We start from the raw sequence: 13,949 nt of genomic DNA, 5'->3' as shown, positions 1-13,949 counted from the left end.
TGAGAAGCCGGCTAAGGTTCTACCAGCCGAGACCGGTCGCTTCCTTCACCCTGTTGCGCGATAGCGGCAGATCGACCAACCGCTTCCCCGTCGCATTGCGGATTGCGTTGGCGAGCGCCGCACAGGTCGGTCCCTGCGCCGCCTCGCCTGTGCCGAGGAAGGGCTGACCGGGCCGATCGAGAATATGCACTTCGATGCTTTCCGGAACGCTGCCGAAACGCAGTATCGGATAGCTCGACCAATCAGTGCTGGTTATGCGGGTGCGATCGAAGGTGACGGCTTCATAGAGCGTCCAACTGATCGATTGCAAGATGCCGCCCTCCGTCTGGTTGCGGATCCCGTCGGGATTGACGGCCTGACCGGCGTCGATGGCGGCAACGGCGCGCAGCACCTGCACACGGCCGGTCTCGCGCTCGACCTTCGCTTCCAGTGCGACCGCCAGATAGGCGGCACGGTTCTTGTAACGCGCAAAAGCAAAGCCGCGACCGTGACCGGAAGGCACTTGGCCCCTTCCCCAGCCGAATTTGTCGGCCGCCAGCTTCACGACATCGCTGGCTCGATCATCTTCCAGATGACGCAGGCGGAATTCGACAGGATCGGCTTTGGCGGCAATGGCCAGTTCGTCCATGGTGCTTTCGATCGAGAAAACATTGGCATAAGCACCAAGGCCGCGCAGTGCCGAAACCCGGAGTGGCATGTCGGGCAGGAAATGCCACAGCACCCGGCGGTTCGGGATCGCATAGAGAGGATCGGCATTCCGATCGCCGCTGCCATTGGGACTGATGCTGAGTTTCGGCGGTTCTAAGGGCGTCGGCTGTTCCTTGGCGCGGCCGGCAAGCAACGAGCCGGCATTGCCGGGGCGCGTGCTATGGGTATTGCTCCACACGTCATAGGTCCAGTTGTCGATCCTGCCGCTTGCATCAAGCGATGCCCGGACCTTGGACACCATGCCGGGCCCGTAAGGTTCCCACATATGCTCCTGTTCGCGCATCCACTGGACACGCACGGGGCGGCCGGGAATTTTCATGGCGATGAGTGCTGCGTCGGCAGCTGCGTCGTCAGCACCGTTGTGCCCGTAGCAGCCGGACCCTTCCATGTGGATGACACGCACCTTCTCCTGCGGCATCGCCAGCATCTGGGCAATCGCACCCCGATCGGGGAAAACCCCCTGCGTGTGCGACCAGATATCAAGGCTGCCGTCGGCCTTCAGGTGCGCGACCGCACAGGAAGGGCCGATCGAACCGTGCATCTGGTAAGGGCGCGTGAAGGTCGCCTCGTAGATCGCGCCGTTCGGGAAGCTCGCATGGCCGGATTCGGCCACTGTGCCGACATCCTTTTCCAGGGCGGTAAGAGCGGCGGCGAGATCAGTCTGTTCCGGAAGTGTTTCAGGTTCGTCCCAATGCGCCGCTTTTTCCACGGCACGCATGGCCTTGATCGCCTGCCATTCTTTCTCCGCCACGACGGCAAGGAAACTGCCATCGCGGATGACCGAGATGACGCCAGCCATGGCTGCGGCCGCCGTAGCATCGATGTCTTTCAATGTCGCACCATAGCTCGGCGGCCGGATTACGCGCGCGTGCACCATTCCTTCGAGGCGCAGGTCCTGCACATATGCTGCAGCACCGGTGACCTTGCCCGGGATGTCGATGCGCGGCACATCACGGCCGATGATGCGCAGGGCATCGGGTTGTTTCAGTTTCGATTGCGGCTGGGCTTCGACGTGCAGGAACTGGCCCGACACCAGCTCGCCATAGGTCGCCGATCTGCCGTCCGGCCCGGAGACGCTTTTCTTTTTCGCCCTGAGCTGGTCTGGAGGCAGGTTAAGACGGCGCGCCGCCTCGGCGATCAGGAGCTCGCGAACCTGCGCGGCTGCGTTGCGTACGGCAGTACCGCTGTTCTGCATCGACTGGCTGCCTGCCGTAAACCCTTCGTCGGGCGTGCGCGCCGTGTCGGCCGTCACGAGCGCGATGTCTGAGGGATCGACTTCCAGTTCCTCGGCGGCGACCTGGATGAGGGCCGTGCCGATCCCCTGTCCAAGCTCCACCTTGCCGGTAAACACGGTAATCTTGCCGTCCGAATCGATCCTTATCCAGCTATCGAGATAGCGGTCGTCATCCAGGCTGCCCGGCAACTTCGGTTTTTCGGGCGCCGCAATCGGTATCTCTTGGGCCAGCGTCCGGATCGTGGAAAAGCTGACGATGAGAGCGCCGGTACCGGCAAGCAGGCCGCGCCGGCTCATTTCATGTCTGGTGAGAATATCCATCATCCGGCACTCCTTTTGGCGGCCGCAAGCCCCGCAGCTTCCATCAGTTTGCTCGCGCGCCGGATGGCGGCAAGGATGCGCATATGTGTGCCGCAGCGACAGAGATTGGTCCGCAACGCCGATCGGATCTCCTCGTCAGTCGGCGCGGCATTCTGCTTCAGAAGCGCTGCTGCGCTCATCATCATGCCGGGAATGCAGTAGCCGCATTGGGCCGCCTGTTTCTCGATGAAGGCCGCCTGCAGCGGTCCAGGCTTTTCAGCTGTTCCAAGCCCTTCCACGGTCATGATTTCCTTGCCTTCGACGACGACGAGCGGCGTCACGCACGAAAGAACCGCCTGGCCGTCGACCATGACGGTGCAGGCGCCGCATTGGCCAAGGCCGCAGCCAAATTTTGCGGCGTTGAGATTAAGATCGTTGCGAAGCACGTAAAGCAGCGGCGTGTCGGGCTCGCTGGCAACCTCGTGGGTGTGTCCGTTGACTTTGAGCGTTGTCATCTCGGCTCCTTCGCGCCGACATTGGACGGCGCTCGTTCAATTCCTTCCGAGGGGCGGACGGCGACAAAATATTCACCGGAGCGTGTGCGGTTGACGCGTTGCAGCAGATCGGGCCAAGGGTCGCGCGTCGTAAAGCGCTGGCGCATGAAAGCGAGCAGATCCGCGATCTGCTGGTCGTTCAATGCCCCGGCAAAGCCGGGCATAACGGCGCTTGGCTCACCGTCGGCCGGTGGCAGGCCGAAAAGCACGACATTGACAATGTTTTGCGGATTGGGCGCGTTGACGGCGGTGCTGAGATTGAAATTCAGTCCTCCAAACGGCGCGGCGCGGCCGGACTCATGACAGGTCGCACAAGCTGCGCCATAGATGGCTGCACCCGGATGAGAGGCAAGTTCGGCCGACGCCTTGTTCTCGTCAATCGCCGCCGTCACCACGCCATCCAGCTGTGGAACGAACTGCTTCTTCAGCTCTTCGCCCCTTTGAACGCGTTCGCCAGACGGTTCGCCCATGATCGAGGCGACATAGGCTGCGATTGCATTGATATCGCTGTCGGGAAGCGCACCGAGATTGCCGGTGACTTCAGCCATCGGACCACGCGAGACGCCGTGGAACGCGTGGTAGCCATGGCGCAGATAGAACGCGAGCGAAGCCTTGTCCCACGGGATCGGCGAGGGGCTTTGCGCATTGATCGCATAAGCCTGCCAGCCTTCCGCCTCGCCGCCGCCGAAGTGCCTGCCGCGCTCCTCGGCACCAAAGGCGTTGCGAGGCGTGTGGCAAGCGCCGCAGTGGCCGAGGCCCTCGGTAAGATAGGCACCGCGGTTCCATTCCTCGCTTTTTTGCGGATCGGGCACGAAAGCCCCCTTGTCGAAGAAGACCAGCTTCCAGGCGGCAAGGATGGGGCGGACATGCAGCAGGTAGGGCAGCTCGTTTTTGGGTGCAGTCGCCTTGACGGGCGTGCGCGTCATCAAAAAGGCATAGAGTGCCTTGTTGTCCTCGTCGGTGACGCGGGTAAAATGATCATAGGGAAATGCCGGATAAAGATGATCGCCCTTTCGATCCACTCCTTCGCGCATGGCGCGCTGGAAGGCAGCCTCGCTCCAGCGTCCGATACCGGTTTCATCGTCCGGCGTGATGTTCGTCGAATAAATAATCCCGAAAGGCGTCGGCAGTTTGAGCCCCCCGGAAAAAGCTTCCTTTCCCGGGACCGTATGACAGGCGATACAGTTTCCGACCGCCGCGAGGCTGGCTCCCTTGGCGATCAGTGCGTTATCGAAGCGGATGGTCTGTGAAGGGTCTTGCGGCTTGATTTCGGGGCGCCAGGCAAGAAAAAAGAATGCGAGACCGAAAACGATAAAGAGGGTAAGGATCGTCGACAGCAGTCTGATGGCTCGCATTGCCGATATGACCCTCCCAGGAGTGCAAACCGAACTGCACAAAACGCAAGGAGCCGGGATTTGTTCCCGAAATAGGTGCTGAATCGCTAGCGTTTGGCGATCGTGGCGCGCTCTTGAATGACCCGAGCCGGCTCATTGTCGCTGGCGCGCATAAGGCGCCCGGTGGCGCGCAGCATCTCGATCAGGTCGGTTCCATCGATGGACGCCCTGGTCATTTGGAGCTGTTCGAACTCAGCTGCCGCCTGCTGCCAGTTTTCGGTCTCGCGCGCGCACGGGCGTCCCTCCGCCTCCCATATGGCGTATGCGCGCTGGCTGATCCAATCTTCCTTGTTGTAAACCATGACACCCAACCAAAATGGAGAAAATATTCATCTCGAGGTTGCCAGATTTCGCTTACGGAGTTGTTACTTCGCCTCAGACCGGACGCGCGGTTTGCGCGGTCTTGAGCGGGAAAACAGCAGTGCCGCTCAGATACTGGTATTGCCGGGTAACTGTCTCAATCGGTCCGCTCGGCGAGCTCGATGAGGATGCCGTCGGGATCGCGGAGAAAAGCAACCTTGTGCAGAACCTCGGAGTTGTAAGCAAGGCGCGGGCGCTCCTTCACCTCAACTCCGGCCGCTTCGAGCTTTGCGAAGGTTTCAGCGACGCTGCCGAACAGGAACGTGAGGTGGCGCAGACCGGCGGCACCCTCGGGAACGTCGGTTGCGCGCACCGCCCCGCTTGCAGGCGCGAAGACCTCCAGCATGCCACCGCCGGCATCGAGAAAAGCAACCTGCGAGCCATCCGGCATTGTCTTGCGCAGATGCAGCCGAAGGCCGAGGAGGCCGCAATAAAAGGCGACGGCACGGTCCATATCGCTTACCGTCATGCCGACATGTTCGAAGGATTTCAGCATTCAAAATTCCTCCCACAGATAATGCGCGAGCTGACTGCGGTCCCTTGCCGCCGTCAAGACCAAATCGTGTGACGGCAATCGAAGCGACCTGGCTTGCGGTCGATGAAATCGGGCGCTATCTGGTTGGAAAAGCCACGACGTCACGACCTAACCATCGAAAGCCGGGAGGCAGGGCATGCGTAAAGCGATCATCGTTTGGGGCGGCTGGCAGGGCCACGAACCGGAAGCATGCGCAAGCGTCGTCGGCGAGCTTTTGCAAGAAGACGGCTTCGCAGTTGAAATTACCGGCGATCTCGACATCTTCGGCTCGCCGCTGATTGCCAATGCCGATCTGCTTGTTCCGATCATCACCGGGGAGCAGTTGGAAAAGGCGCATGCGAATGCGCTGGTCATGGCTGTTCGTGACGGCCTTGGCCTCGGCGGTCACCATGGCGCACTCGCGACGTCCTTCAAGGAAAGTGCGCCGTTCCGCTATGTTTCCGGCGTCACCTGGGTTTCTCATCCGGGCAACATCATCGACTTCCGCGTGAATGTGAGCCGACAAAACGATCCGCTGATGCAGGGCATTCCGGACTTCGACTACCACTCGGAGCAGTATTACCTGCACTACGATCCGTCCGTTGAAATTCTGGCGACCACGACGTTTACCGGCGAATATGACGAGGCCGCCCGCAATGTCGTAATGCCGGTGGTCTTCAAACGCCACTTTGGTGCGGGCCGCGTCTTTTACTCGGCACTCGGCCATGTCGCGGCCGAATTCGACCATCCGTACATGCGTCTCATTCTTCGCCGTGGCCTTGCCTGGGCTGCGCGCCGGTAGAGTCCCACGCAGTCCGGCCCTCGCAAACGGTCAGTTCTGAATGATGTGCTGCCTCACCAGTCGCTTGAGCTCTTCTGCGTCCTTGTGCTGAATGGCGTCGATCATCAGGTGATGTTCGCGGCCGGACTGTTCGATGCGGGCGCGCGTGCGCCATTGAGCGACGGGTGCCGAGGAGGTTCGCTGGCGAATTTCCGCAACAAGGTCGACAAGCTCCTGATTGCCGCCAAGAACCAGAAGTTGCCTGTGAAAGGCGAGGTTGGCTTCGTAAAGCTCCAGCATCGTACCATCAAGGACCATCCGGTCGAAATGGACCGCCAGCTTCCGCAAGGTATCGAGATCGTCAGCAGAAGCATTCTTTAGGATCGTGCCGGCAACCGCCGTCTCGAGAATGATACGGATCTCGCTTACCTCCCTGGCGCGGCGGCCGTCGGGCTCGTAGACGTGATAGCCGCGATTGGGCACATGCTCGACCAGCCGCTTCTGCGCAAGGCGATCGAGCGCTCTGCGGACTTCCGGCCGCGTGCATTTGTAGCGTCGCTCGAGATCGATCTGCTTGAGCCAGGTGCCGGGAAGAAGCACGCCTGCCAGAATATCCTGGAGGACAAGATCGGTCACGTCTTTCGAATTTTCGATCTCCGGCGTCGGCCCCATCAAAACGTCTGCCATTCAAGACTCCCTTTTTCGAAACGGATATCACGGCGCCTTCAGATTCTGTAGGCAGCCAGACAGTTTCGATCCTGTTCAAATTTTATTCATGCCCACGGATTGCGCAAAAATCTTTTGTATCCTAAATTGGCGCCAATTTTGGATACTAAGTGAAAAGAAGCCGTTTTGAAAGCCATGAAAAACTCGCACAGCGTATGGGACATCGTTGAAGGCAAGCGCGAAATCTTCTTTGCGCTTAGCGATCGCATCTGGGATCTGCCGGAAACGAACTATGAAGAATATCGCTCGTCGGACGAACATGCGCGGCTTCTGCAACAGGAAGGCTTTCGCGTCGAACGCGGCCTCGCCGGGCTGCCGACAGCGGTCATGGGAGAGGCCGGCGACGGCGGACCGGTTATAGCAATTCTTGGCGAGTTCGACGCGCTGCCGGGCCTCAGCCAGGTGGCAGGCCTTGCCGAACAGCGCGAAGCAATTGCCGGCGGTAACGGTCATGGCTGCGGTCACAACCTTTTGGGCGCCGGTTCGATGCTTGCAGCCGCCGCAGTCAAGGATTTCCTTGCACAGAACGGCCTGAAGGGACGCGTGCGCTATTATGGCTGCCCGGCCGAAGAAGGCGGCTCCTCCAAGGGCTTCATGGTGCGCGCCGGCGTCTTCGACGACGTCGATGTCGCCATCTCGTGGCACCCGGCCGCCTTTGCCGGCGTCAACAATCCGATCTCGCTTGCCTGCAACGAACTCAACTTCCATTTCACCGGCCGCGCCTCACATGCCTCCGCGACACCGCACCTTGGCCGCAGTGCGCTCGATGCCGTCGAGCTGATGAATGTCGGCGTCAATTACATGCGCGAGCATATGCCATCGACAGCCCGTATTCATTATGCCGTGACCGATACCGGTGGCGCTGCGCCTAACGTCGTCCAAGCCCGCGCGACCGTGCGTTATCTCATCCGCGCCCGCACTTTGCCCGAACTTTTGTCGCTTGTTGCGCGCGTCAAGAAAGTCGCCGAGGGGGCGGCGATGATGACCGAGACGTCGGTCCGCAGCGAGATCCTCAGCGGCGATGCAAACCTGGTCGGCAATACCCCGCTGGAAGAACTGATGTTTGCCCATCTCCAGCGTCTCGGCCCTCCCGTTTTTGACGAAAATGACAAACAAACCGCCCGAACGTTCCAGCAGGCGATGAGTGCGGAGGATATCGCGTCTTCCTATGACCGCTTCGGCTTGAAACCGAATAAGGATCAACCGCTTTGCGAGGAGATATTCCCGCTGTATTCCGGAGACGGCTCTATCGTCGGCTCGACCGATGTCGGCAGCGTGAGCTGGGTCGTTCCGACCGTGCAGATGCGTGGCGCGACTTATGCGATCGGTACACCCGGCCATTCCTGGCAGCTGGTCGCACAGGGCAAGCTTCCGGCCGCCCATAAGGGCACCGAACATGCCGCAAAGGTGATGGCAAGCACGGCCGTTGATCTGATCTGCGACCCGTCACTCATCGATGCCGCCAAGGCCGACCTCAGGGCCCGCCTCGACGGGACACCCTTCGTCAATCCTATCCCGGATGACGTGCAGCCGCCGCTGCCGGAAAAACGACATGCCTGACGAGCTCACACAGCCCGATGTCGGGCGTCTGATGGCGCATCTTCGGGAATTTTCCCGGCGCGTCAAGCTGTCCGGAACGCCTGAAGAGCTGGAAAGTTTCGGCTACCTCGAGCGGCAGATGACAAGCTATGGCTATCGCGCCGAGCTGCTGTTTCACGAAGCCTTCATCAGCCTGCCGGGACAGGCAAAGGTGGAAATCGACGGCGCAGCTCTTCGTTGCATCACCCATTCGATGTCCGCGTCCAGCCCGCCTGCCGGCGTCAGCGCCGAACTCGTTCATGTCGGCGAAGGCACCGAAGCCGATTTTTCGCAGGCCGAGGTGGCTGGAAAGATCGTTCTCGTGGACGGCATTGCAACCGAAGAGGTCGCGGCGCTGGCAAGTGCGGCCGGCGCGCGCGGCCAGCTCCATATCAGTCCTACCGAGCATCTTTATGAAATGTGCGTGTCGCCCGTGTGGGGGAACCCCTCCCAGCATACCCGCGACCGGCTCCCTGCGACCGTCATCTGCTCGATCGACAACCAGGACGGTGCCGCCTTGCGCAAACGCCTTGCAGACGGCCAAACCGTCAAGGCGATCCTGTTTGCCGAAGTCGACACCCGCTGGACCAAGACGCCCTTGCTGGTGGCCGAGATGTCCGCCCCCGGCAAAGGGGCAGACGATCCGTTCATACTCTTGTCGGGTCATCACGACACCTGGCACTACGGCGTCATGGACAACGGCGGCGCGAATGCGACGATGCTGGAGGCAGCACGACTGCTGGGCGAAGCGGCGTCGAGCTGGAAGCGCGGGTTGCGCATCTGCTTCTGGTCGGGGCATTCCCATGGGCGCTACTCCGGTTCAGCCTGGTATGCCGACGAATATTTCGATGATCTCGAGCGCCGTTGCGCCGTCCACGTCAATGTCGACTCGACGGGTGGGAAGGGCGCGGCGATTTTGAGCAATTCCAGCGTGATCGATGAGCTCAGACCGCTGGCGGCCGAGGCGATCGAGAAGATCACCGGCCAGCGCCATGCCGGCCGACGTCACGGCCGCGCCGCCGACCAGTCCTTCTGGGGCATCGGTATTCCGTCGATGTTCGGCAGCCTGAGCCATCAACCTCCCGGACCGATAAAGATGCTGACGGCGCTCGGTTGGTGGTGGCACACTGCCCATGACACCATCGACCATATCGACCCGGACAATCTGCGTCGCGACACACAGATCATCATCGAAGTTCTCGAGCGCCTGCTCATCTCCCCCGTTCTGCCACTCGACTACACGGTCTACGCGGCTTCGCTTGAAGAGGAGCTGACGCGGTTGAGTACCGCCATTGGCGGCCGCCTCGATCTCGCACCGATTGCCGGCGCAATTGGCGAGCTCCGGCACAATGCCCAGGCAGTCCTGGCAGCAAGCGGTGGCTGCCTGACGCAGGCCGAGCGTCTCAACGCCGCGCTGATGCGCGCGTCCCGCCAGCTCGTGCCACTGAACTATACCCGCGGCGATCGCTTTCATCACGATTCAGCGCTGCCGCATCCGCCTTGGCCGGCTTTGGAAGGCCTGCGCGAACTGGCTGGCCTGCCCGAGCACGCACCCGACACTCCATTTTATGTCGTTCACGCCCGGCAGACGCGCAATCGCATCGCCCACGCCCTTCGTAACGCCAATGCCGCTTTGAGATCTGTATTTGATGCCTGAACAGCGAACCGCAAAAAAAGGGGAATGATGTCATGAAAAGGAAGAACCTACTTTTCTTCGTTCTGGCGACCGTTTTGAACACGGCTGCAATTGCTGCCGAGGCCAAGGACTGGACACATGTGAAGGTCGGCATAGAAGGCGCCTTTCCACCCTGGAACATGATGGATTCCAGCGGCAAGCTCGCGGGCTTCGATGTCGACCTGATCAACGACCTGTGCGCCCGGGCCAAGGTGGAGTGTGAGCTCACTCCTGGCGAGTGGACCGCCATGATCCCGAGCCTCAATGCCGGCAAGTTCGATCTGGTGATGACGCTTGGCATCAATGAGAAGCGCCGACAGGTTGTCGATTTCACCGTTCCATACGCCAGTGGCGTTGCAAGCTTCATTCTGCTGAAGGACGGTCCTGTCGCTTCGCTGCCGATGACCGGACAGAAGCTCAACCTCAACGACAAGAGCAAGGCCGATCCCATTATGGCCGAGATCGGCGAGGCATTGGACGGCAAGACCGTCGGTGTTGTCCAGTCGACCAGCCAGGAACAACTGATCAATGCTTACTACGGCAGCAATGTCACGGTGCGCGCCTACAAGAATTCCGGCGAACGCGACCTCGACCTGAAGGCAGGCCGCATTGATGCCGGCTTCGACAGCGGCGTCTATGCGACCTCCATACTTGCAAAATCCGGCAACGACGAACTGATGATGTCGGGACCGCTGATAAAGGGCGCCATGCTCGCCACGGAAGTCGCCCTTGGCATGCGCAAGGGCGAAGCAGATCTGAAGGCGAAATTCGACGAAGCCATCAAATCCGCTGCGAAGGACGGCACGATCAAGAAGCTCTCCGAGCACTGGAGCAAGATCGACCTCACGCCATCCTTCGAGACGAATTGATCTTGATCCAGGCGGCGACAGACCGTCGCCTTATTCCGCCACCGACTTTTCCGTGATGGGTGACATGTCGTTTCCAGCTCCTCTAGAAAAATGCAAAAGGCAGGCGCCATGAACCAGGCCGGCATCCTTGAACTGGTCAGTTTCGGCCCGGACGGCTGGGGCAAGGCACTGCTTGCCGGTGCGTGGATGACAATTCTGATCGCACTTGCCGGCTATTCGATCGGCGCGGTTATCGGTTCCTTCGGAGCCTGGGCGAAGATATCGGGAAGCCGCGGGCTTCGTATCGCCGCCGACACCTATACGACCGTGCTGCGCGGTATTCCCGATCTCCTGGTGATCTACCTCTTCTATTTCGGCGGCAGTGCCGTTGTCACCGCCGTCGGCCAGCTCTTCGGTGCCCAGGGCTTCGTCGGCTTTCCCGGCTTCCTCGCCGGGTCGCTCGCCGTCGCGGTCACCTCCGGGGCGCAGTTTACCGAGGTCTTCCGTGGCGCGTTCAAGGCAGTGCATGCCGGTGAGATCGAAGCGGCGATCGCGTGCGGCATGAGCCGATGGCTGCGCTTTCGGCGGATCGTCGCGCCACTGACGCTGCGCCACGCACTGCCGGGGCTCGGCAATGTCTGGCAGGTGGTGCTGAAGGAATCGGCGCTCGTCTCGATCACCGGTGTCGCCGAGCTGTTGCGCCAGACCCAGGTGGCGGCGGGATCGACCGGCCTGCCCTTCGATTTTTATCTCATCGCAGGCGCAATCTACCTGCTGATCTCGACGGCTTCCGGTCTCTTCATGCGCCGCGCCGAGCAGCACTTTTCGCGCGGCGTGAGGAGAAGCTGATGGACTTGCAATTTCTCTTCGAGACCTTCTTGAGCCTCATGTCCGCAATCCCGCTGAGCCTGGAGCTTGCCGCGACATCGATCATACTTGGCGCAATCCTCGCCCTTGCCCTGGCACTTTGCCGGCTCTCTGGCATTACGGCTCTCGACTGGTTCGCACGAAGCTACGTCTTCATCGTCCGCGGCACGCCGCTGCTGGTCCAGATCTTCCTGATCTATTACGGCCTTGGGCAGTTTCCGGCAGTCCGCAACAGCCTATTCTGGCCCTTTCTGCGCGAGCCCTACTGGTGCGCCGTTCTGGCGCTGACGATGAACACGGCCGCCTATGGCAGCGAGATCATCCGCGGCGGCCTGCTGTCGGTGCCTTTCGGGCAGATCGAGGCCGCCCGGGCCTGCGGCATGCCGCGCCGGATGCAGTTTCGACGCATCCTCCTGCCGCTTGCCATTCGTCAAGCGCTGCCCGGCTACAGCAACGAAATGATATCGATGGTCAAGGCAACTTCGCTTGCCTCCATCATAACGCTTATGGAGGTAACCGGTGTTGCCGCCAAAATTATCTCCGAGACCTACCGTGCCATCGAGGTCTTCGTCGTCGCAGGTGCCATCTATCTCGCGATCAACTTCCTGCTGACGCGGCTGGTCCACCTTCTCGAATACTGGCTGAGCCCGCACCTGCGCCAGCCCATGCCACACCCTCCGGCAGGCCTTTCCACCGCACCTATTGAAGGAGACGCGCGATGACCGCGGCAATGCCCTCCCCTTCGCCGATCGCACTCAGCGTCAAGGACATGCACAAGAGCTTCGGCCCCGTCGAAGTGTTGAAGGGCATCTCACTCGATGCCCACGAAGGCGATGTCGTTTCCATTCTCGGTTCCTCCGGTTCCGGCAAATCGACCTTTCTGCGCTGCATCAACCTGCTCGATACGCCAAACTCCGGCGAGGTCACCGTTGCCGGCGAGACGATCCGTATGACCGCTGACGGCAGGGGCGGCAGCCGTCCGGCCGATCGCAGGCAGGTCGACCGCATCCGCTCGCAGCTCGGCATGGTCTTCCAGAGCTTCAATCTGTGGTCCCACAAGACCGTGCTTGAAAATGTCATCGAGGCGCCCATCCACGTCCAGGGCCGGTCCCGCGCCGAAAGCGTCGAGGAGGCCGAGGCTCTGCTTGCCAAGGTCGGCATTGCCGAGAAACGGAATTTCTATCCCGCCCATCTTTCCGGCGGCCAGCAGCAGCGCGCAGCAATCGCCCGGGCGCTGGCGATGCGGCCGAAGGTCATGCTCTTCGACGAACCGACCTCGGCGCTCGATCCGGAACTCGTCGGTGAAGTCCTGCGCGTCATGCGCGCGCTTGCCGAAGAAGGACGCACAATGCTCGTGGTCACGCACGAGATGGGCTTTGCACGCGACGTCTCCAGCCGCGTCGTCTTCCTCCACAAGGGCCTCGTCGAAGAGGACGGCAAGCCACAGGACGTATTTGCCAACTCGAAATCGGATCGTTTCCGGCAATTCATCAGCAAATGACAACCTCAACCCAAACCAAGAAAAGGGGAGCCTACATGACAGCTTTCAATCGCATCCTGGCGGCGGCATCGGCCATGACCATGCTGGCCATTTCGACGGCCGCACATGCCGAAGAAAAGAAGTGGACGACGGTCACGATCGCCACCGAAGGCGCGTTCAAGCCTTACAACTTTACCAAGCCGGACGGCACGCTCGACGGCTATGAAATCGAACTCACCAAGTATTTCTGCGATCACATGAAGGTGGAATGCAAGATCGTCGTTCAGAATTTCGACGGCATGATCCCGGCACTCAATGCCGGCAAGTTCGATGCGATCATCTCCGGCATGTCGGCGACCGCCAAGCGCGAGGAAGTCATCGCATTCAGCGACTCCTACGGCTCGACGGGCCAGGCATTTGCAACGTCCAAATCCAGCGATCTCGCCCACATGCCCGAAAAGGGCCGGGTCTTCTCGCTTGCAAGCGACGAAGCAGGTGCGGCCGCCGAAATTGACAAGCTGAAGCCGATGCTTGAGGGCAAGACGATCGGCGTGCAGACCGCTTCGACGGCCGCAGCCTTTGTTGACAAATATCTGAAGGGTGTCGTCGAGGTGCGCGAATACAAGACGACCGAAGAGCACGACCTCGATCTCAAGGCCGGCCGTGTCGACCTCGTCATGGCCTCCATGGCCTATCTGACCACAGCATCGCAAAGACCGGGCAATGAAGACATGGCAACCACCGGCCCGCGCTTCCAGGGCGGCTTTCTTGGCCGCGGCAGCTCGGTTGGCCTGCGCAAGAGCGATTCCGAGCTGAAAGAGGAATTCAATAAGGCGATTGCCGCCGCCAAGGCCGATGGCACCATCAAGACGCTCTCGGAAAAGTGGTTCGGCTTCGACGTGACACCGAAGTGACCCTCCCAGGGCCGGC

14 protein-coding genes are annotated in these 13,949 nt (G+C 60.8%); 8 read left to right on the top strand and 6 right to left on the bottom strand.

What is annotated here, in order from left to right; translation table 11 throughout:
- Positions 1-19: 19 nt before the first annotated feature.
- The 5 genes from BLP23_RS28820 to BLP23_RS28800 form a co-directional block, all read right to left on the bottom strand.
- Positions 20-2,266, bottom strand: a complete 2,247-nt coding sequence (locus tag BLP23_RS28820) for a xanthine dehydrogenase family protein molybdopterin-binding subunit (protein ID WP_407691818.1) — start codon at positions 2,264-2,266, stop codon at positions 20-22.
- Positions 2,263-2,757 carry a (2Fe-2S)-binding protein gene (locus BLP23_RS28815; RefSeq protein ID WP_092588145.1) on the bottom strand — a complete coding sequence of 165 codons (495 nt, stop codon included), beginning with the start codon at positions 2,755-2,757 and terminating at the stop codon, positions 2,263-2,265. Before BLP23_RS28815 ends, BLP23_RS28820 begins: the two co-directional genes overlap by 4 nt.
- Positions 2,754-4,151, bottom strand: a complete 1,398-nt coding sequence (locus BLP23_RS28810; protein WP_092588144.1) for a c-type cytochrome — start codon at positions 4,149-4,151, stop codon at positions 2,754-2,756. The genes BLP23_RS28815 and BLP23_RS28810 overlap by 4 nt, the downstream gene beginning before the upstream one ends.
- An 86-nt stretch (positions 4,152-4,237) precedes the next feature.
- Positions 4,238-4,492: a DUF2934 domain-containing protein gene (locus BLP23_RS28805; RefSeq protein ID WP_092588143.1), complete on the bottom strand. Its 255-nt coding sequence runs from the start codon at positions 4,490-4,492 to the stop codon at positions 4,238-4,240.
- Between the two features lie 155 nt (positions 4,493-4,647).
- On the bottom strand, positions 4,648-5,046 hold the full coding sequence (locus BLP23_RS28800) for a VOC family protein (protein WP_092588142.1): 399 nt from the start codon (positions 5,044-5,046) through the stop codon (positions 4,648-4,650).
- A gap of 175 nt (positions 5,047-5,221) precedes the next feature.
- Between BLP23_RS28800 and BLP23_RS28795 the strand changes: the two genes are divergently transcribed.
- Positions 5,222-5,866 carry a ThuA domain-containing protein gene (locus BLP23_RS28795; RefSeq protein WP_092588141.1) on the top strand — a complete coding sequence of 215 codons (645 nt, stop codon included), beginning with the start codon at positions 5,222-5,224 and terminating at the stop codon, positions 5,864-5,866.
- 30 nt (positions 5,867-5,896) lie between these two features.
- Here BLP23_RS28795 and BLP23_RS28790 read toward each other — a convergent pair whose 3' ends face one another.
- The gene (locus BLP23_RS28790; protein WP_092588140.1) at positions 5,897-6,532 is read right to left on the bottom strand and encodes a GntR family transcriptional regulator; all 636 of its coding nucleotides are present in this window, start codon (positions 6,530-6,532) and stop codon (positions 5,897-5,899) included.
- A 174-nt stretch (positions 6,533-6,706) separates the two neighbouring features.
- Here BLP23_RS28790 and BLP23_RS28785 point away from each other — a divergent pair, with 174 nt between their 5' ends.
- The 7 genes from BLP23_RS28785 (at position 6,707) to BLP23_RS28755 (ending at position 13,933) form a co-directional block, all read left to right on the top strand.
- Positions 6,707-8,131 (top strand): M20 family metallopeptidase, encoded by a 1,425-nt coding sequence (locus tag BLP23_RS28785; protein WP_092588139.1) that lies wholly within the window; start codon positions 6,707-6,709, stop codon positions 8,129-8,131.
- Positions 8,124-9,806: a M28 family peptidase gene (locus BLP23_RS28780; RefSeq protein ID WP_092588138.1), complete on the top strand. Its 1,683-nt coding sequence runs from the start codon at positions 8,124-8,126 to the stop codon at positions 9,804-9,806. The genes BLP23_RS28785 and BLP23_RS28780 overlap by 8 nt, the downstream gene beginning before the upstream one ends.
- 32 nt (positions 9,807-9,838) lie before the next feature.
- Positions 9,839-10,693: a transporter substrate-binding domain-containing protein gene (locus BLP23_RS28775; protein ID WP_092588137.1), complete on the top strand. Its 855-nt coding sequence runs from the start codon at positions 9,839-9,841 to the stop codon at positions 10,691-10,693.
- Between the two features lie 108 nt (positions 10,694-10,801).
- Positions 10,802-11,521: an ABC transporter permease gene (locus BLP23_RS28770; RefSeq protein WP_092588206.1), complete on the top strand. Its 720-nt coding sequence runs from the start codon at positions 10,802-10,804 to the stop codon at positions 11,519-11,521.
- Entirely contained in the window at positions 11,521-12,261 is a 741-nt protein-coding gene (locus BLP23_RS28765) for an ABC transporter permease (RefSeq protein ID WP_092588136.1), read from the top strand. Before BLP23_RS28770 ends, BLP23_RS28765 begins: the two co-directional genes overlap by 1 nt.
- A complete protein-coding gene (locus BLP23_RS28760; RefSeq protein WP_324613835.1) occupies positions 12,258-13,040 on the top strand; it encodes an ABC transporter ATP-binding protein in 783 nt (260 codons plus the stop codon). The genes BLP23_RS28765 and BLP23_RS28760 overlap by 4 nt, the downstream gene beginning before the upstream one ends.
- A 35-nt stretch (positions 13,041-13,075) precedes the next feature.
- Entirely contained in the window at positions 13,076-13,933 is an 858-nt protein-coding gene (locus BLP23_RS28755) for a transporter substrate-binding domain-containing protein (RefSeq protein ID WP_092588135.1), read from the top strand.
- Positions 13,934-13,949 lie beyond the last annotated feature (16 nt).

The sequence above is a fragment of the Rhizobium mongolense subsp. loessense genome, assembly GCF_900099775.1.
In the GTDB taxonomy this organism is placed as follows: Bacteria; Pseudomonadota; Alphaproteobacteria; order Rhizobiales; family Rhizobiaceae; genus Rhizobium; species Rhizobium loessense.
Note: the sequence above shows the minus strand (reverse complement) of the source record. Positions and strands in the feature narration are given on the sequence as shown.